Raw genomic sequence first — 18246 nt, 5'->3', positions numbered from 1 at the left:
CCCCCCCCCCCCCCCCCCCCCCCCCCCCCCCCCCCCCCCCCCCCCCCCCCCCCCCCCCCCCCCCGCTCCCACAGGGGATTCTGTCAGGCCCAGAAGTGGGTTAACAGGCGAAGACCGATGATAAAAGCAAAAACAGGCAAGCCAATGGAGGCGTCGCGCAGTCGATCGCAGATCATCGCGCTGTTCATCGCCCTGATCATCTTCATCATGTTGTTGTTCGCCAACTTCGCGTACCTCAACACCCAGGCCACCTACGACAAACAGTACATCGGTCACGCCGGTGAGCTGCGCGTGTTGTCCCAGCGCATCGCCAAGAATGCTACCGAAGCCGCGGCCGGCAAGGCTGCGGCATTCAAGTTGCTCAGCGATGCGCGCAACGATTTCGCCCGGCGCTGGAGCTATCTGAAAAAAGGCGACCCCGCCACCGGCCTGCCTCCGGCACCGCCCAGCGTGCGCCCGGAAATGCGCGCCGTGCAACTGGACTGGGAGCGCCTGCTGAAAAACACTGATGCGATCCTGTCCAGTGAACAGACGGTGCTGTCGCTGCATCAAGTCGCCGCGACCCTGGCCGAAACCGTGCCGCAGTTGCAGGTTGAATACGAAAAGGTGGTGGAAACCCTGCTGCAACGTGGCGCCCCGGCGGCTCAGGTGGCGATGGCGCAGCGTCAATCACTGTTGGCCGAGCGTATTTTAGGGGCGGTCAATACCGTGTTGTCCGGCGACGAAAACTCACAGCAGGCCGCCGATGCGTTCGGCCGTGATGCGGCGCGGTTCGGCCAGGTGCTCAACGGCATGCTCCAGGGCAACGCATCTCTGCGGGTCAGCCAGGTCGAGGACCGTGACGCGCGCGCGCGGCTGATCGAGATATCAGAGCTGTTCGAATTCGTCTCAGGCTCAGTGGACGAAATCCTCGAAACCTCACCGGAGCTGTTCAAGGTTCGTGAGTCGGCCACCAATATTTTCAGCCTTTCGCAAACCCTGCTCGACGAAGCTTCCCATTTGGCCAGCGGCTTTGAAAACCTCGCCGGAGGGCGTGACACCGACACCATCGGCGGTTATGTCCTGGGCCTGGGGGCGCTGATGTCGATCATCCTCATCGGCCTGGTGATGGTGCGCGAAACCAATCGCCAGCTGCGCGAGACCGCTGAAAAAAACGAGCGCAACCAGAACGCGATCATGCGCCTGCTCGACGAAATCGAAGACTTGGCCGACGGCGACCTGACCGTGACCGCCACGGTAACCGAAGACTTCACCGGGACCATCGCCGACTCGATCAACTATTCCGTGGACCAACTGCGCGATCTGGTGGCAACGATCAACCTGACGGCGGGCCAGGTTGCAGCCGCCGTGCAGGAAACCCAGGCTACCGCAATGCACCTGGCGCAGGCCTCGGAACATCAGGCCCAACAGATTTCCGAAGCCTCCACCGCGATCAACGACATGGCTGAGTCCATCGATCAGGTGTCGGCCAACGCTGCGGAATCCTCGGCGGTGGCCGAGCGTTCGGTGGAAATCGCCAACAAGGGCAACGAAGTGGTGCACAACACCATCCATGGCATGGACAACATCCGCGAACAGATTCAGGACACCGCCAAGCGAATCAAGCGCCTTGGCGAGTCCTCCCAGGAAATCGGCGATATCGTCAGCTTGATCGATGACATTGCCGACCAGACCAACATCCTCGCCCTCAACGCGGCGATCCAGGCGTCCATGGCCGGTGATGCCGGGCGTGGTTTCGCAGTGGTCGCCGACGAGGTGCAGCGCCTGGCGGAGCGTTCTTCGGCCGCAACGCGGCAGATAGAGACCCTGGTGCGGGCGATCCAGGCCGACACCAACGAAGCGGTCATTTCCATGGAGCAGACCACCACCGAAGTGGTGCGCGGCGCGCGTCTGGCGCAGGATGCCGGTGTGGCCCTGGAAGAAATCGAAGGGGTGTCCAAGACCCTGGCGGCGCTGATCCAGAGCATATCCAACGCGGCGCAACAACAAACGTCGTCTGCCGGTCAGATTTCCCTGACGATGAACGTGATCCAGCAGATCACTTCGCAGACCTCGTCCGGCTCTACCGCCACCGCCGAGAGCATCGGCAACCTGGCAAAAATGGCCAGCCAGTTGCGGCGTTCGGTGTCTGGCTTCACCTTGCCGGCCACCCAGGCGCAGGTCGCGGACAAAGCTTGAACCGCCCCCGGGCATGGCTATCTTGATAGAAGTGGGGATTGGAGTGGTTATGGGTGATCGGCACGACTATGTGGCCCTCGAATGGGTCAAAGGCGAAATTGCCGAAACGCTGAAGCAGGCTCATCACGCGATCGAAACCCAGCTTGATGACCCGCAGGCGACGCACGCCCTGAGCGAATGCCTGGCGTGCATCCATCAGGTTCACGGCAGTCTGCAGATGGTCGAATTCTACGGCGCGGCCTTGCTCGCCGAAGAAATGGAGCAACTGGTCACCGCCTTGCAACACAATCGCGTCCATCATCGTGACGAGGCGCTGCACCTAATGCTGCAAGCGCTGGGGCAGTTGCCGATCTATCTGGATCGCGTGCAAGGTGCCCGCCGCGATCTGCCTTTGGTCGTGTTGCCGCTGATCAACGACCTGCGCAGCGCCCGCGGCGAAAGCCTGTTGTCGGAAACCAGCCTGTTCAGCCCGCAGTTGCCAGACCTGCCTGCCCTGGATCAAGCGTCCCTGGCGCGGCTGGAGCCGGCGGACCTGCCGAATGTACTGCGCAAGTTGCGGCAAATGTTGCAGATGGCCCTGGTCGGGTTGCTGCGCGAGCAGGATGACGACACGCACCTGGAGTACCTGGCCAAGGTCTTTACGCGTCTGGAAGGCTTGTGCGATTCAGCGCCCCTGAGCCCACTGTGGCAGGTAGCTTCAGCGCTGGTCGAAGGCATGCGCGCCGGCGTCATTACCAACAGTCCGGCCTTGCGCAGCCTGTTCAAGGAGGCCGACAAAGAGCTCAAGCGTCTGCTCGAACAGGGCATTCAGGGCATCAATCAGCCGCCGCCACCCGAGTTGCTGAAGAGTTTGCTGTTCTACATTGCCAAGGCCGAACATCCCACCGGGCAGATGCTGACCATGAAAGATCGCTACGCACTGGACGATGCATTGCCTGACAGCGCGATGGTCGACGAAGAACGCGCCCGCCTGGCCGGTCCTGATCGTGATGCCATGCGCTCGGTATTGGCGGCATTGTGCGAAGAGCTGGTGCGGGTCAAGGAGCGCCTGGACCTGTTCGTGCGCAGCGACCGGCAACACACTTCGGACCTCGACAGCCTGCTGGCACCCCTGCGGCAAATCGCTGACACCCTGGCGGTGCTGGGTTTCGGCCAACCCCGCAAGGTCATCATCGATCAACTGGCCGTGGTGCTGAGCCTGGCCCAAGGCCAGCGCGTACCCGATGATGCGATCCTCATGGACGTGGCCGGGGCCTTGCTTTACGTCGAAGCGACGCTGGCCGGCATGGTCGGCACCGTAGAGCCTGAAAGCCAGGAAGACAGTCGGCTGCCCACCACCGACCTGACGCAGATCCACCAGATCGTCATCAAGGAAGCGCGCATCTGTCTGCAGCAAGCCAAGGACATGATCGTCGACTACATCGATGCCGATTGGGACCGACAGCACCTGCAGGAGCTGCCGGCCCTGCTGACCCAGGTTCGGGGTGCGCTGGCGATGATCCCGTTGACCCGGGCGGCGGGCCTGATCGAAACCTGCAATCACTACATTCATGAACACCTGCTGCTCGAGCCGGATCAGCCCGGCTGGCAGGCGCTGGACAGCCTGGCCGACGTGATCACCAGCATCGAGTATTACCTTGAACGCCTCAACGACGACCCCGAAGCACCCGGTGAGGGTCTGCTCGACGTGGCGCAAAGTAGCCTGGCCTCACTCGGGTTTTTCCCCAGCGAACGACAGGTGCCAGTGCTTGCGGATGTCCTGAGCCCCGGCGAAGCGCAGTCCCTGCGGCAACAGCAGGAGCGGGATGCCCCGGCCATCGCCCAGGCCCTGGCTGATGTGCTGGCCAGCCCGGTTTCGGCCCTGAACCCGCCCGCGCTCGACACCCCGGATAGCCTGCTGCCGCCACCTTCAGGCGAAGAGCCGGTGGATGAGGAGTTGCGCGAAGTATTCCTCGAAGAAACGGATGAAGTGCTGGAGATCCTTCGCGAGCATTTGCCACGCTGGTCGGCGGATCCCACCAACCGCTTGGCCCTGAGTGAATTGCGCCGTGCCTTTCATACCCTCAAGGGCAGTGGCCGGATGGTGCGAGCCCTGGTGCTTGGCGAATTGGCCTGGGCGGTGGAAAACCTGCTTAACCGCGTGCTGGAACACAGCGTGGAGCCTGGCGCCAGCGTGCAGCAACTGCTCGACGATGTGCTCGATCTGCTGCCGGAGCTGGTGGCCGAATATGCCTCCGATGCCCAGCGTCAGCGCAATGATGTCGACCAGTTGGCGGCCCGTGCCCACGCCCTGGCCAAGGGCGATACCCTGGCAGCGGACGAGGATACCCAGGACGTCGCGGCCCTCGACCCGCTATTGCTGGAAATCTTCCGCAAGGAAGCCGAAACCCATTTGAGCAGCCTCAACCGCTTTCTCGACCAGGCCGCCGAACGCCTGCCGCTGCAGGCCAGCGATGAGCTGCAGCGTGCTTTGCACACCCTCAAGGGCAGTGCGTCGATGGCCGGGGTGGTGCCGATTGCCGAGCTGGCGACGACGCTCGACCAACTGGCCCGGGAGTACAAGGCTCATCTGATCGCGCTCGACCTGGACGAAGTCGAGGTGCTGCTGGAGGCCGAAGGTCTGTTCCGTCTTGGCTTGCGTCAGCTCAAGACCGACCCGTTGGCTGAAATCCCCGGCTCCGGGGCCCTGATCGAGCGCGCCAGGGCGCTGCTCGCCGAACGCCTGCAAAGTCACTTGAGCACGCCCAGTGCCGGCCTGAGGATCAAGCGCGACCCGCAGTTGATCAACAACTTCCTGGCCCAGGGCATGGACATCCTGCTCGACGCCGAAAGCCTGTTGCGGCGCTGGCAGCAGCATCCAGGCGAACGCCAGGAGCTCAGTGCACTGCTGGACGAATTGACCACCCTCGGCGAAGGCGCGCACCTGGCCGACCTGCATCCGGTGGATGAGCTCTGCGAAGCCTTGCTCGACCTCTACGGGGCTGTGGAAGAGAGCAGCCTGGCGGTTAGCGAGGAATTTTTCCAGGAAGCACAAAGTGCCCACGAAGCGCTGATCAACATGCTTGATGAGCTGGCTGCCGGCCAGGAAGTCAGCCCGCGCCCGGAAAGGATTCGGGCCTTGCACGGCTTGCTCGATCAGAGCCTGGACCCTTCGGCCATGGGCCTGATCCGGAGTGACGGCAGTCGCACCTTGAGCATCCGCGAGCTGGGCGCCGCCACCGCCGAACTCGAGCGCACGCTCCCCCCTGTAGGAGCGAGCACGCTCGCGATGGACGCTAACGATGACGCGCTTTCATTGGATAAACGCGGCGCCTATGAGCCCATCGCGAGCAGGCTCGCTCCTACAGGAGACCGCGCAGCCGAACTGGACGACGACATCGTTTCGATCTTCCTTGAGGAAGCCGAGGATATCCTCGAAAGCGCCAACCATTCCTTGCAACGCTGGGTCAGTGACCCGCATAACCCCGCGCCGCTGTCCTCGTTGCAGCGCGACTTGCACACCCTCAAGGGGGGCGCGCGGATGGCCGAGGTCGAACCGGTCGCAGACCTGGCACAGGAACTGGAAAACCTCTATGAGGGCCTGGCGGACCGCCGTTACAGCCACAACGAAGTGTTGACGCAATTGCTGCAACTGAGCCATGACCATCTGGCGCAGTTGCTTGAGCAGTTGCACGACCATCAGGCCCTGGGCGATCCCGGGGAACTGATCGAAGCGATTCGCGCGTTCAGGCAAAGCCACGCAAACAATGCCGATGTAATCGAAGCTGCCGCTGGCGTCGACTCGGCCCACCATGACAGCGAGTTGCTGGACATCTTTCTTGAAGAAGGCTTCGACATCATCGAAAGCTCCGGGGCGGCACTGCTGCGCTGGCAGGCCGAGCCGTCGAACCGGCAGGAAATGGAAACCCTGCTGCGCGACCTGCATACCCTCAAGGGCGGTGCGCGCATGGTGGAAATCGCTCCCATTGGCGATTTGGCCCACGAGCTGGAGTTTCTCTACGAAGGTTTATCCACCGGCATGCTGCAACCCACGTCGGCTTTGTTCGAGCTGCTGCAGCGCAGCCATGACCGGCTGGCGCAGATGCTCGACGCGGCGCGCGCCGGTGAGCCATTGCCGCCGGCCGACCGGCTGATCGATGCCATCCAGAACTTCAGTCACCCGGTGCTGCCTGAAGCCCCGGCGCCACTCACCGTTACGGCAAAAACCGAGACACCACCGCTGCAGTCCGATGCCGGGGCGGATATGGTCAAGGTCTCGGCGGAACTGCTCGACGACCTGGTCAACCTGGCCGCTGAAACCTCGATCTTTCGCGGTCGCATCGAACAGCAGGTCAACGACGCGCAGGTCGCCCTCAACGAGATGGAAACCACCATCGAGCGCATGCGCGACCAGTTGCGCAGGCTCGATACCGAAACCCAGGGCAGGATTCTCAGTCGTCAGCAAGTCGATGCCGAGCGCCTGGGCTACGAAGAGTTCGACCCGCTGGAAATGGATCGCCACTCGCAACTTCAACAACTGTCGCGAGCGCTGTTCGAATCCGCCTCCGACTTGCTTGATCTCAAGGAAACCCTCGACCGCCGCAACCAGGATGCGCAAAACCTGTTGCAACAGCAGGGCCGCATCAACACCGAATTGCAGGAAGGCCTGATGCGCACGCGCATGGTGCCGTTCGAGCGGATGCTGCCGCGCTTGAAGCGCATTGTTCGCCAGGTTGCCAGTGAGTTGGGCAAGGACGTCGAGTTCATCGTCGGCAACGCCGAAGGCGAGATGGATCGCAATGTGCTCGAACGCATGGCGGCGCCACTGGAGCATATGCTGCGCAATGCCGTCGACCACGGCCTGGAATCCGCCACTGTGCGGTTAGCGGCGGGCAAGCCGGCGCAAGGGCGGATCACCCTGGATCTGTTGCGCGAAGGTGGCGACATCATTTTCGATATTCGCGATGACGGTGCCGGCGTGCCACTGGAGGCGGTGCGGCGCAAGGCGATCAAACGCGGCCTGCTCGACCCGAACAGTGTCATCAGCGACCACGACGTGTTGCAATTCATCCTGCAGCCGGGGTTTTCCACCGCCGAGAAAATCACCCAGATCTCCGGGCGTGGGGTCGGCATGGACGTTGTGCACGAAGAGGTGCGGCAACTGGGCGGCACCATGAGTATCGACTCAGTGCCAGGGCAGGGTGTGCATTTTCGCATTCGCCTGCCATTCACTGTGTCGGTCAACCGGGCGCTGATGGTGCAATGCGGGGAGGATCAATACGCCATTCCACTGAACACCATTGATGGGATTGTCCGCGTGTTGCCCAACGAACTTGAAGGGCATTTCCGCCTTGATCCGCCGACCTACGAATACGCCGGTCAGTGCTATGAACTGTGTTACCTGGGCGAGCTGCTGAAAACCAGCCCGCGTCCACGGCTGTTGGGCCAGAGCCTGCCGCTGCCGGTATTGCTGGTGCAATGCAACGAGCGGCATATTGCAGTGCAGGTCGATGCCATGGCCGGCACGCGCGAGATCGTGGTCAAGAGCCTCGGCCCGCAGTTTGCCGCTGTGCAAGGGGTGTCCGGGGCGACGATTCTGGGGGACGGTCGGGTGGTGCTGATCCTGGACCTGCTGGCGCCGGTTCGCGCCATGCAAGCCCGCGCGCCGCAGCGTCCGGTCAGTCACGACGTCGAGGTCGAGCCGCAGCGGCCGTTGCTGGTGATGGTGGTCGACGACTCGGTCACCGTGCGCAAGGTCACCAGCCGTTTGCTTGAACGCCACGGCATGAACGTGCTGACCGCCAAGGACGGTGTCGACGCCATGCTGCTGCTGGAAGAGCACATCCCGGACCTGATGCTGCTGGACATCGAAATGCCGCGAATGGATGGCTTCGAAGTCGCGACCCAGGTGCGCAACGATGAGCGTCTGCGGCACCTGCCGATCATCATGATCACCTCCCGCACGGGCCAGAAACACCGCGACCGGGCCATGGCCATTGGCGTCAACGACTACCTTGGCAAGCCGTACCAGGAATCGGTATTGCTTGAAAGCATTGCCCTGTGGAGCAAGACCCATGCATGAGCGTCGCCACGACCCGCGCGACAGCCAACTCACCGGCCTGCTACTGCCTTTGGCTGACCGCCACCTGATCCTGCCTAACGTCGCGGTGGCTGAACTGATTGGTTACCAACCCGCAGCCATCGACCTGGACTCACCACCCTGGTATCTGGGAAGGGTAGCGTGGCGCGACCGGCAGATACCATTGCTCAGCTTCGAGTCGGCGTGCGGGCAGAAAATCGTCATCGGCGAACGCGCGCGAATTGTCATTCTCAACGCGCTCGGCGGTCGGCCCGAGCTGAAGTTCATCGCGCTACTGGTCCAAGGGATACCGCGCTCGTACAAGCTCGACAGTCAATTGAGCTACGTGGATGTGCCGTTGTGCCCGCTGGAGAAAGCAGCGGTGCAGGTGGCGGACCAAGTGGCCAAGGTGCCGGATTTGTTGGCGCTGGAGGAGTTGTTGGTAGGTGCTGCGCTCGTCTGAAGGGCCCCTTCGCGAGCAGGCTCGCTCCCACAATGGTTTTGCGGCGAATACCAAACCCTGTGGGAGCGAGCCTGCTCGCGAAAGCGGCCTCCAATTCACCAAAAATCTGACGGCTAAACCTTGGCCTGAGCCAACGCCTCATGGTGATCCAACGCCCGCTCCACCAACAAATGCACACCATCGGCCATGCGGCTGAGCGCCAAGGCTACCGAACGGCGCGAACCCTCCACGCCGTCCGCCAGATCGGCCGCAATGGCACTGATGGACAGCAGGTCTTCGGAGGCATTGGCCAGAAGTGCTTCAGTGCCGATGTCAGGAGAGACGGTGAACAGCTGGAATTTTCGGCGCTTGGCCGGTTTTTCGTGAGGGGGCGGGAAGTAATGAGAGAGGGCGCGGTCTGCGGCTTCGCTGAGCTTCTCGGCTTCCAAGGCAGCTTGGAAATCGGGATCGGTTTCCGGGGGATTGGGAGTTACTTTGAACATACTGAATCTCCATTTGACGAGTTTCAGCTGCCCCATTCGGTTCCAAACGAATTAGGGTGGCAGCTGTACGCAGGTTGGAACCCGAGGTAAATGGAGAAAACCCGGTAGACCCGAAGGTCTCCCGCGCACAGCCGCCATAACGGAATGCACACTATGAAGGTGCGCAAGCATACGTTATGAATGGCGCTTTTTCGCCCTTTACACCTCGGGGTTCCAAACCCGGCCGCTGAATTTGCAGCGACGCACAAACGATAAAGATCCGCGCAAAAGCGCACCAGTCAGCGGGTTCCGGCATTTCTGTAGGCAGCGATGTCAGGCGTTGTAGCCTTCCATCCTTTCTGCGGACAAATGTTTAAACACAAAACCCGATCAGTTGGCGAAGATGTCCAATGGTTGAAGATTCCCAAAAAGGGACTGATCGGTCCTTTTTTGGGACTTTTCGACAATTTTATTCCGGCCTTCGACAGCAGTTGTGACCATCGCGGCCCCTTCGCGAGCAGGCTCGCTCCCACAGGGTTGGTGTTCGCCGCAAAACCAATGTGGGAGCGAGCCTGCTCGCGAAGGCGTCAGAATAGTCAACCATTAACCTAAGCGTAACAATCCACCCCTCTGCTTGATTGATACCCCCCACCAACACTCCTACTGTGACCCCACGACAGCGAACCCGTGGAGTGGTCATGACAACAACAATATCCCCCGACTCGCGATGGACGCGGCGGCGCAGCGAGAAGCAGCGACGTCTTGCGCTGGTGCGAGACCTGGCCGACGGTGTGGTGTTGCCCACCGACAAGATCGTGGCGGCGCTGGAGGCGTTGATCCTGCCGGGCGATCGAGTGGTGCTGGAGGGCAATAACCAGAAGCAGGCGGATTTTCTCTCCCGTTCCCTGGCCAAGGCCGATCCGGGCAAGCTGCATGACCTTCACATGATCATGCCCAGCGTCGGTCGTTCCGAGCACCTGGACCTGTTCGAGCGTGGCATTGCGCGCAAGCTCGACTTCTCCTTCGCCGGCACCCAGAGCCTGCGCATCAGCCAGTTGCTCGAAGACGGCCTGCTGGAAATCGGCGCCATCCACACCTACATCGAGCTCTATGCGCGGCTGGTGGTCGACCTGATTCCCAACGTGGTACTCAGCGCTGGCTTCATGGCCGACCGCGCCGGCAACATCTACACCGGCCCCAGCACCGAAGACACGCCGGCGCTGATCGAACCGGCTGCCTTCAGCGACGGCATCGTCATCGTCCAGGTCAATCAACTGGTGGACGATGTCAGTGAATTGCCGCGGGTCGACATTCCCGCCTCTTGGGTCGACTTCGTGGTGGTGGCGGACAAGCCGTTCTACATCGAGCCGCTGTTCACCCGAGACCCTCGGCACATCAAGCCGGTGCACGTGCTGATGGCGATGATGGCGATTCGCGGGATCTACGAAAAACACAACGTGCAATCGCTCAACCACGGCATCGGTTTCAACACGGCCGCCATCGAACTGATCCTGCCGACCTACGGCGAATCCCTGGGCCTCAAGGGCAAGATCTGCCGCAACTGGACACTCAATCCCCATCCAACCCTGATCCCGGCGATTGAAAGTGGCTGGGTCGAAAGCGTGCATTGCTTCGGCACCGAACTGGGCATGGAAAACTACATCGCTGCCCGGCCCGACGTGTTCTTCACCGGGCGCGACGGCTCGCTGCGTTCCAACCGGATGTTCAGCCAACTGGCCGGGCAATACGCGGTGGACTTGTTCATCGGCGCGACCCTGCAAGTCGATGGCGACGGCCATTCTTCGACCGTGACCCGTGGTCGCCTGGCCGGTTTTGGTGGCGCGCCGAACATGGGCCATGACCCGCGCGGTCGCCGCCACGGCACGCCAGCCTGGCTCGACATGCGCCACACCGACACTGCACAACCCATGCTCGAACGCGGCAAAAAACTGGTGGTGCAAATGGTCGAGACCTTTCAGGAAGGCGGAAAGCCGACCTTCGTCGAGACCCTCGACGCCATCGATGTGGCGAAAAAAAGCGGCATGCCACTGGCGCCGATCATGGTCTACGGCGACGACGTCACCCACCTGCTGACCGAAGAAGGCATCGCCTATTTGTACAAGGCCCGCACGCTGCAAGAGCGCCAGGCCATGATCGCCGCCGTCGCTGGCGTGACCGCCATCGGCCTGCGGCACAACCCCAAGGACACCGCGCGCATGCGCCGCGAAGGCTTGATCGCCTTGCCCGAAGACCTCGGCATCCGCCGTACCGACGCCACCCGTGAATTGCTCGCCGCCAAAAGCGTAGCGGACCTGGTGGAGTGGTCTGGTGGCCTCTACAACCCGCCCGCCAAGTTCAGGAGCTGGTAATGCACGCACTCAACCTGCAACCGAAAACCCTGAGCCTGGCCGAACGCCTGGCGGACCTGGCGGTGGATGCGCTCATCGACGAGGCTGACCTGTCGCCAAAACCGGCGTTGGTCGACCGCCGCGGCAATGGCGCCCACACCGATTTGCACCTGGGGCTGATGCACGCCTCGGCGCTGGCCCTGTGGCCGGCGTTCAAGGAAATGGCGCAAGCCGCTATCGAGATGGGCGAGGTTGGATTGCCGCTGCGCGAGGCGATTGGCCTGATCGGACGTGAAGGCGAACAAGCGATGCTCGCCACCACCAACGGCGTGAATACCCATCGCGGGGCCATCTGGGCGCTGGGCCTGCTGGTCGCCGCTGTTGCGCTGGAGCCGCATTCCACCGCCGCTGGCGCCATCGCCTTGCGAGCGGCACGCCTGGCCTTGCTCGACGACCGTTATGCGCCGCGTCCACTGAGCCACGGTGCGCAAGTCGCCCAACGCTACGGTGTGCGCGGTGCCCGCGAGGAAGCGCAACTCGGTTTTCCGGCAGTGATTCAACGCGCACTGCCGCAACTCAAGCGCAGCCGCTCTGTCGGCCATGGCGAACAGAACGCTCGGCTCGATGCGTTGCTGGCGATCATGACGAATCTGGCTGACACCTGCGTGCTGTACCGCGCCGGTGAGGAAGGCCTGAGCACCATGCAACTCGGTGCCCAGGCCGTGCTCGACGCCGGTGGCAGCGCCAGCCTCGCCGGGCGTCGTCGGCTGCATGAGCTGGACCAACAGTTGATCGCATTGAATGCCTCGCCCGGTGGTGCTGCGGATTTGCTCGCAGCCTGCCTGTTCATCGACCGCATCGAGGCCGGCGACCGCATTACCCAGGGAGCGTTTTAATGGAAACCTTATCTTTTGAATTCCCCGCCGGGCAGCCGCCACGCGGTCGCACGCTGGTGGGTTGTGTCGGCTCGGGCGATCTGGAAGTGCTGATCGAACCGGGTCAACCCGGCAAGCTGAGCATCACCGTGCAGACCTCGGTCAACGGCAGCGAGCAACGCTGGCAGCACCTGTTCGCACGGATGTTCGACGGCCAGGTCCCGCCGGCCATGGACATCGACATCCACGATTTCGGCGCCACCCCCGGGGTAGTCCGCCTGCGCCTGGAACAGGGCTTCGAGGAGATCGGCCATGACTGACAGCGCAGCGCTTCTCAACAAGCACAGCTTCGTTGAACTCGGTGCCCGGCAACGGGCGAAAGCCTTGCTTGATACCGGCACCTTTCGCGAATTGCTCGATCCGTTTCAACGCATCATGTCGCCGTGGCTGGCGCGCCAGGGCGTGGTGCCGCAAGCCGATGACGGCGTGGTGATCGCCAAGGGCAGCCTCGACGGATTGCCAGTAGTGATCGCGGCTATCGAAGGGGCATTCCAGGGCGGCAGTCTCGGTGAAGTCGGAGGGGCGAAAATTGCCGGTGCACTGGAACTGGCTGCCGAGGATAACCGCAAGGGCATCCCGACCCGAGCCGTGCTGCTACTGGAAACCGGAGGTGTGCGCCTGCAGGAAGCCAACCTCGGCTTGGCGGCCATTGCCGATATCCATGCGGCGATCGTCGATTTGCGCCAGTACCAACCGGTGATCGGTGTGGTAGCGGGCAGCGTCGGTTGTTTTGGCGGCATGTCGATTGCCGCCGGTTTGTGCAGCTACCTGCTGGTGACTCAGGAGGCTCGCCTGGGCCTGAACGGTCCCCAGGTGATCGAACAGGAGGCGGGGCTCGAGGAATACGACTCGCGCGATCGCCCCTTTATCTGGAGCCTGACCGGCGGCGAGCAACGTTTCGCCACGGGTCTGGTGGATCGCTACGTGGAAGACGACGTGGCGCGGATTCGTCGGCAGGTCGGCGAATTGCTCAAGCAGGGTTTGCCTGCGCAGCAACGCAGTACTCAGGCCGACCTGTTTCTGCAACGGCTGGCGCGTCTGGACGCCGAGCCGCAAATCGATCCGGCCACGGTTCGCGACCTGTATCAAGGAGAGCGCTCATGAGTTCGTATTCCCTGAGGGGCTTGAACTGGTTCAACGCCTTGAGCGGCGATGCCAGGCCGGTCACTGGTTTGCCGGCCTCGCTGAAAGTGGCGGATGGATTTGTGGGTGAACAGCCCGCGCGCTTCATCGCCGTGGTGGCCGATCCAGACAACCGGTTCGTGCGTGCCCGCCATGGTGAAGTCGGGCTGCTCGAAGGCTGGGGCCTGGCCAAGGCGGTGAATGACGTCATCGTTGCCGATCAGGACAAGCTGCAAAAACGCGCCTTGATCGCCATCGTCGATGTGCCGAGCCAGGCCTACGGGCGCCGCGAAGAAGCCCTCGGTATTCATCAAGCCTTGGCCGGTGCCGCCGACAGTTATGCCCGCGCCCGGCTGGCCGGTCATGCCGTGATTGGCTTGCTGGTGGGCAAGGCGATGTCCGGGGCGTTTCTGGCTCACGGTTATCAGGCCAACCGCTTGATTGCCCTGCGCGATCCAGGGGTGATGGTGCATGCCATGGGCAAGGCTTCGGCGGCGCGGGTGACCTTGCGCAGTGTCGAAGAGCTGGAAACCCTGGCCGCCAGCGTGCCACCGATGGCCTATGACATCGACAGCTATGCCAGCCTCGGACTGCTCTGGGAAACCTTGTCGGTGCAGCAGATCGAACAGCCCACCTCGGCGGATCTGGCGCGGGTGATCGAGTGCCTGACGCAGGCGATTGCCGATGTCGCGCACAAGGGCACTGATTTGAGCGCTCGCCTCGGGGCGGCCAATCGGGCGGCCTCGAGCAAGGTCCGCCAGTTACTGAGAGAACAATGGTGAGCCGGTTTCTGGCCCACGACCTGCTCTGGGGCATGACTCCTCGGCAGCTGCCTGAGGATGCGCCTGCCTGGGCGGTCGAGTCGATCGGCGCCGGTCAGCCCGTGGTGGTGCGCCGTGCGGTGTCGACGGCGGATCGGATTGCGGTCGGCGTGCGTGGACGTTTACGTGAACAGCGCTATGGGACGTCGATGGCAATTGCCGCGGTAACCCGTTGTGTCAGCCCGGAAGCGCTTTGCCACGTCGAGAGCCACCGTGACTTGCCGGCGTTTGAGGCCTTGGCTCAATTGCGCCCTGTACTCGATGCCTGCGGTTGGGCCTGGGGTGTCAGCGGCAGTGCCGGCTTCGAGTTGGCCAGTGGCGTCGCAGCCTTGCAGGAGGCCAGCGATCTGGATTTGATCCTGCGCACACCACGACCCCTGGCGCGTGTTCAGGCTCGAGAGTTGCTGGCGTTACTCGATACGGCGCCGTGTGTGGTGGACATGCAATTGCAGACCACGTTCGGCGCTGTCGCCTTGCGTGAGTGGGCGGGTTCTTCCTCTCGGGTTTTGCTCAAGAACGCAACAGGGGCCTGCCTGGTCGTCGACCCGTGGAACGCGCAGGAGCAGGCAGCGTGAGCAGTTTGCTGGTGTTCCCGGGGCAGGGTGCGCAGCGGCCGGGCATGCTCCAGGGTTTGCCTGGGGACACGCTGATCGAGGCCAGCGACCTGTTGGGCGAAGACGTTCGGCGGCTCGATTCTGCACAGGCGTTGCAATCGACAAGGGCGGTGCAGCTCTGCCTGCTGATCGCCGGTGTGGCGGCTGCGCGGCAGTTGGCATTGCCGGCGGATTACGTCGCCGGGCTGTCCATTGGTGCCTACCCGGCCGCGGTGGTCGCCGGTGCCCTGGATTTCAGCGATGCGTTGCATCTGGTCAGCCTGCGCGGCGAGTTGATGCAGCAGGCTTATCCACATGGCTACGGGATGACCGCGATCATCGGCCTGGAACTGGCGGTGGTGGAGGGCTTGCTGGCCCGGGTTCACAGCGTCGATACACCGGTTTACCTGGCCAATATCAACGCCGATAACCAGGTGGTGATTGCCGGCAGCGACGCTGGGATGAAAGCGCTGGCCGAGCTGGCAAGGGCGCGTGGGGCGGGGATGGTCAAGCGTCTGGCGGTGAGTGTGCCGTCGCACTGCCCGCTGCTGGACGTACCGGCGCAAACCCTGGCCGAAGCGTTCGCCAGGGTGAAGCTGCAAACGCCGAAGATCGGCTACCTGAGCGGCAGTCGCGCCCGCCCGGTGATCAAGGTTGACGCCTTGCGCGACGACCTGGCCTTCAACATGTGCCGCGTGGTGGATTGGCGCGGCACGGTGCAAAGCGCGTATGAGCGCGGCGTACGTCTACAGATCGAACTGCCGCCCGGTGCAGTGCTGACCGGGCTGGCGCGCCGGGTCTTCGAACAGGGCACCGTGATTGCGTTCGACGGTGCAAGGCTCGATACCCTGCAGGCGCTGTTGCGTGAGGAGGGATGTCGCCACCCCTAGAGCAACCCTGAGGCTTCGAACAACAAGAACAACATTCGACGATGCACTTTGAGGACGACAACAATGATTATTTACGGTGTGGCGCTGCTCGCGATCTGTACGCTGGCAGGGGTGATCATGGGTGACATGCTGGGCGTCCTGCTGGGCGTAAAATCCAACGTCGGCGGGGTCGGGATCGCCATGATCCTGTTGATCTGCGCGCGGCTGTGGATGCAAAAACGCGGTGGCATGACCAGGGATTGCGAAATGGGCGTGGGCTTCTGGGGTGCCATGTACATCCCCGTGGTGGTGGCGATGGCCGCGCAACAGAACGTGGTCACGGCCTTGCATGGCGGTCCGGTGGCGGTGCTGGCGGCGATCGGTTCGGTGGTGGTCTGCGGCTGCACCATTGCCTTGATCAGCCGGACCCATAAAGGTGAACCCTTGCCCGATGAGCCCACGGAAATTACCCCCGTCGGCACACCAGTAGGAGGTCGCTGATATGTGGGATCTCATCGAGAAAGGCCTGGAACACAACGGCCTGGTCACCGCATTCGCCTTCGTCGGCGTGATCATGTGGGTGTCGGTCATCCTCTCCAAACGCCTGACCTACGGACGCATTCACGGCTCAGCGATTGCCATCGTCATCGGCCTGGTGCTGGCCTGGGTCGGCGGCACCATGACCGGCGGGCAAAAAGGCCTGGCGGACCTGACGCTGTTCTCCGGCATCGGCCTGATGGGCGGCGCAATGCTGCGCGACTTCGCCATTGTCGCCACGGCCTTCGAAGTGCAGGCCACCGAAGCGAAAAAAGCCGGGCTGATCGGCGTGATCGCGCTGCTGTTGGGTACGGTGCTGCCGTTCATTGTTGGCGCATGCATGGCCTGGGTATTCGGTTATCGCGATGCGGTGAGCATGACCACGATTGGCGCGGGCGCGGTGACCTACATCGTCGGGCCGGTGACCGGTGCGGCAATTGGCGCGACCTCGGATGTGATGGCGCTGTCGATTGCCACCGGGTTGATCAAGGCGATCCTGGTGATGGTCGGCACGCCGATGGCAGCGCGCTGGATGGGCCTGGATAACCCGCGTTCGGCGATGGTGTTCGGTGGCCTGGCCGGTACGGTAAGCGGTGTGACGGCGGGGCTGGCGGCGACGGATCGACGGCTGGTGCCTTATGGGGCGTTGACGGCGACCTTTCACACCGGGCTTGGGTGCTTGTTGGGGCCTTCGTTGCTGTACTTCATTGTTCGCGGGATTGTTGGCTAACTGATCGTTCCCACGCTCTGCGTGGGAATGCCTCAAGGGACGCTCCGCGTTCCAGCTCTCGAATGGGACGCGGAGCGTCCCGGGCTGCATTCCCACGCAGAGCGTGGGAACGATCACTGGTTGGCGTGGCGATTGGCGTACATCCGGCATTCCGCCAGCAACGCCAGCAGATTCGGATCACGCTCCTTGGCCTTCAAGAACACCACGCCAATGTGCTGCTGCAACCGGTACTTCTCCTGCAGCGCAATCAGCTTCACGCGATTCTCGTACACCGCCGCAATCCGGCCCGGCAGCAACGCATAACCGACCCCCGAACTGACCATGCTCAGCAGGGTGAAGATGTCGTTGACCTGCATCGCCACCTTCGGCTCGAACCCCGCCTGCTCGAAAACCCGTTTACCGTCCTGATGCGTGGCGAAGCCCTGGGTCAGGGTGATGAAGGTTTCATCGCGGACCTCGGCCAGGTCGACGTCGCTTCTGTGTGCAAACTTCGAATCCGCCGGGGTGGCCAGGAAGATATCGTCGGAGAATAACGGCAAGTGCTCCAGATCCGGATCGTTGATGCTGTCGTCCAGGGACACCAGGATCGCATCGACCTCCATGTTCTTGAGCTTGTACAACAGGTCGAAATTGGAGCCGAGGATCAGGTCGATATTGAGCTCGGTGCGGCGGATCTTCAGGCCCATGATCAATTGCGGCACGGTCTTCACCGTCAGCGAATACAGCGAGCCCAGCTTGAAGCGCTCGGCGGAAAACCCGGCGGCTTCGCGGGTCAGGCGCACAGTTTCCACGACATCCTGAATCAGCTTCTGCGCCCGTTCTTCCAGGACGTAGGCGCTTTCCAGCGGCGTGAGGTTGCGCCCCTCGTGCTTGAACAGCGGGCAGCGCAGGGCGCTTTCCAGGGAGTGGATGGCCCGATGTACGCTAACGTTACTGGTCTGCAATTCGGCAGCGGCGCGGGCCAGGTTGCCAGTGCGCATGAAGGCCAGGAACACCTCGAGTTTTTTCAGGGTCAACTCTTCATCGATCAACATGGGGTGGACTCTTATTGGAATAACCTGATTGTGCACGTATGTGGGTGTATGTAGGAGCGCACCCTATTGAGCTTTATCGATTTTCGAGGTGGGTAAA

14 protein-coding genes are annotated in these 18246 nt (G+C 62.6%); 12 read left to right on the top strand and 2 right to left on the bottom strand.

Going from position 1 to position 18246, the window contains the following annotated elements:
* Nucleotides 1–117: 117 nt before the first annotated feature.
* From AC1Q8Q_RS09015 to AC1Q8Q_RS09005, 3 genes are read left to right on the top strand one after another with little or no spacing between them, the layout of a single operon-like run.
* On the top strand, nt 118–2178 hold the full coding sequence (locus AC1Q8Q_RS09015; protein ID WP_020797388.1) for a methyl-accepting chemotaxis protein: 2061 nt from the start codon (nt 118–120) through the stop codon (nt 2176–2178).
* A gap of 49 nt (nt 2179–2227) precedes the next feature.
* Nucleotides 2228–8239, top strand: a complete 6012-nt coding sequence (locus tag AC1Q8Q_RS09010) for an Hpt domain-containing protein (protein ID WP_492614984.1) — start codon at nt 2228–2230, stop codon at nt 8237–8239.
* Nucleotides 8232–8699, top strand: a complete 468-nt coding sequence (locus AC1Q8Q_RS09005; RefSeq protein WP_083349853.1) for a chemotaxis protein CheW — start codon at nt 8232–8234, stop codon at nt 8697–8699. The genes AC1Q8Q_RS09010 and AC1Q8Q_RS09005 overlap by 8 nt, the downstream gene beginning before the upstream one ends.
* 113 nt (nt 8700–8812) lie before the next feature.
* Here AC1Q8Q_RS09005 and AC1Q8Q_RS09000 read toward each other — a convergent pair whose 3' ends face one another.
* Nucleotides 8813–9181, bottom strand: coding sequence for a DUF6124 family protein (locus AC1Q8Q_RS09000; protein WP_020797391.1), 369 nt, complete (start codon nt 9179–9181; stop codon nt 8813–8815).
* Nucleotides 9182–9858: 677 nt separating this feature from the next.
* On the opposite strand from AC1Q8Q_RS09000, the gene mdcA reads away from it, so the two are divergent.
* The 9 genes from mdcA to madM all read left to right on the top strand — a co-directional run bounded on the left by mdcA (nt 9859) and on the right by madM (nt 17115).
* On the top strand, nt 9859–11529 hold the full coding sequence (gene mdcA / locus AC1Q8Q_RS08995) for a malonate decarboxylase subunit alpha (RefSeq protein ID WP_083349852.1): 1671 nt from the start codon (nt 9859–9861) through the stop codon (nt 11527–11529).
* On the top strand, nt 11529–12404 hold the full coding sequence (locus AC1Q8Q_RS08990; RefSeq protein WP_168759075.1) for a triphosphoribosyl-dephospho-CoA synthase: 876 nt from the start codon (nt 11529–11531) through the stop codon (nt 12402–12404). The genes mdcA and AC1Q8Q_RS08990 overlap by 1 nt, the downstream gene beginning before the upstream one ends.
* The gene (locus AC1Q8Q_RS08985) at nt 12404–12703 is read left to right on the top strand and encodes a malonate decarboxylase subunit delta (protein ID WP_020797395.1); all 300 of its coding nucleotides are present in this window, start codon (nt 12404–12406) and stop codon (nt 12701–12703) included. Before AC1Q8Q_RS08990 ends, AC1Q8Q_RS08985 begins: the two co-directional genes overlap by 1 nt.
* Entirely contained in the window at nt 12696–13547 is an 852-nt protein-coding gene (locus AC1Q8Q_RS08980; RefSeq protein WP_492614983.1) for a biotin-independent malonate decarboxylase subunit beta, read from the top strand. Before AC1Q8Q_RS08985 ends, AC1Q8Q_RS08980 begins: the two co-directional genes overlap by 8 nt.
* Nucleotides 13544–14347 carry a biotin-independent malonate decarboxylase subunit gamma gene (gene mdcE, locus AC1Q8Q_RS08975; protein ID WP_432668692.1) on the top strand — a complete coding sequence of 268 codons (804 nt, stop codon included), beginning with the start codon at nt 13544–13546 and terminating at the stop codon, nt 14345–14347. The genes AC1Q8Q_RS08980 and mdcE overlap by 4 nt, the downstream gene beginning before the upstream one ends.
* Nucleotides 14341–14961, top strand: a complete 621-nt coding sequence (locus tag AC1Q8Q_RS08970) for a malonate decarboxylase holo-ACP synthase (RefSeq protein WP_432668691.1) — start codon at nt 14341–14343, stop codon at nt 14959–14961. Before mdcE ends, AC1Q8Q_RS08970 begins: the two co-directional genes overlap by 7 nt.
* Nucleotides 14958–15869 carry a malonate decarboxylase subunit epsilon gene (mdcH, locus tag AC1Q8Q_RS08965; protein ID WP_432668690.1) on the top strand — a complete coding sequence of 304 codons (912 nt, stop codon included), beginning with the start codon at nt 14958–14960 and terminating at the stop codon, nt 15867–15869. The genes AC1Q8Q_RS08970 and mdcH overlap by 4 nt, the downstream gene beginning before the upstream one ends.
* 63 nt (nt 15870–15932) lie before the next feature.
* Nucleotides 15933–16349, top strand: coding sequence for a malonate transporter subunit MadL (gene madL, locus AC1Q8Q_RS08960; RefSeq protein ID WP_020797400.1), 417 nt, complete (start codon nt 15933–15935; stop codon nt 16347–16349).
* 1 nt (nt 16350) lies between these two features.
* Nucleotides 16351–17115: a malonate transporter subunit MadM gene (gene madM / locus AC1Q8Q_RS08955; RefSeq protein WP_432668689.1), complete on the top strand. Its 765-nt coding sequence runs from the start codon at nt 16351–16353 to the stop codon at nt 17113–17115.
* 113 nt (nt 17116–17228) lie between these two features.
* On the opposite strand, the gene AC1Q8Q_RS08950 is transcribed toward madM, so the two are convergent.
* Nucleotides 17229–18149, bottom strand: a complete 921-nt coding sequence (locus AC1Q8Q_RS08950) for a LysR family transcriptional regulator (RefSeq protein ID WP_492614982.1) — start codon at nt 18147–18149, stop codon at nt 17229–17231.
* Nucleotides 18150–18246 lie beyond the last annotated feature (97 nt).

It is taken from the genome of Pseudomonas sp. GW823-FHT06B06, assembly GCF_058795195.1.
The sequence above is the reverse complement of the archived record's forward strand: the minus strand, read 5'-3'. Positions and strand labels throughout refer to the sequence as shown.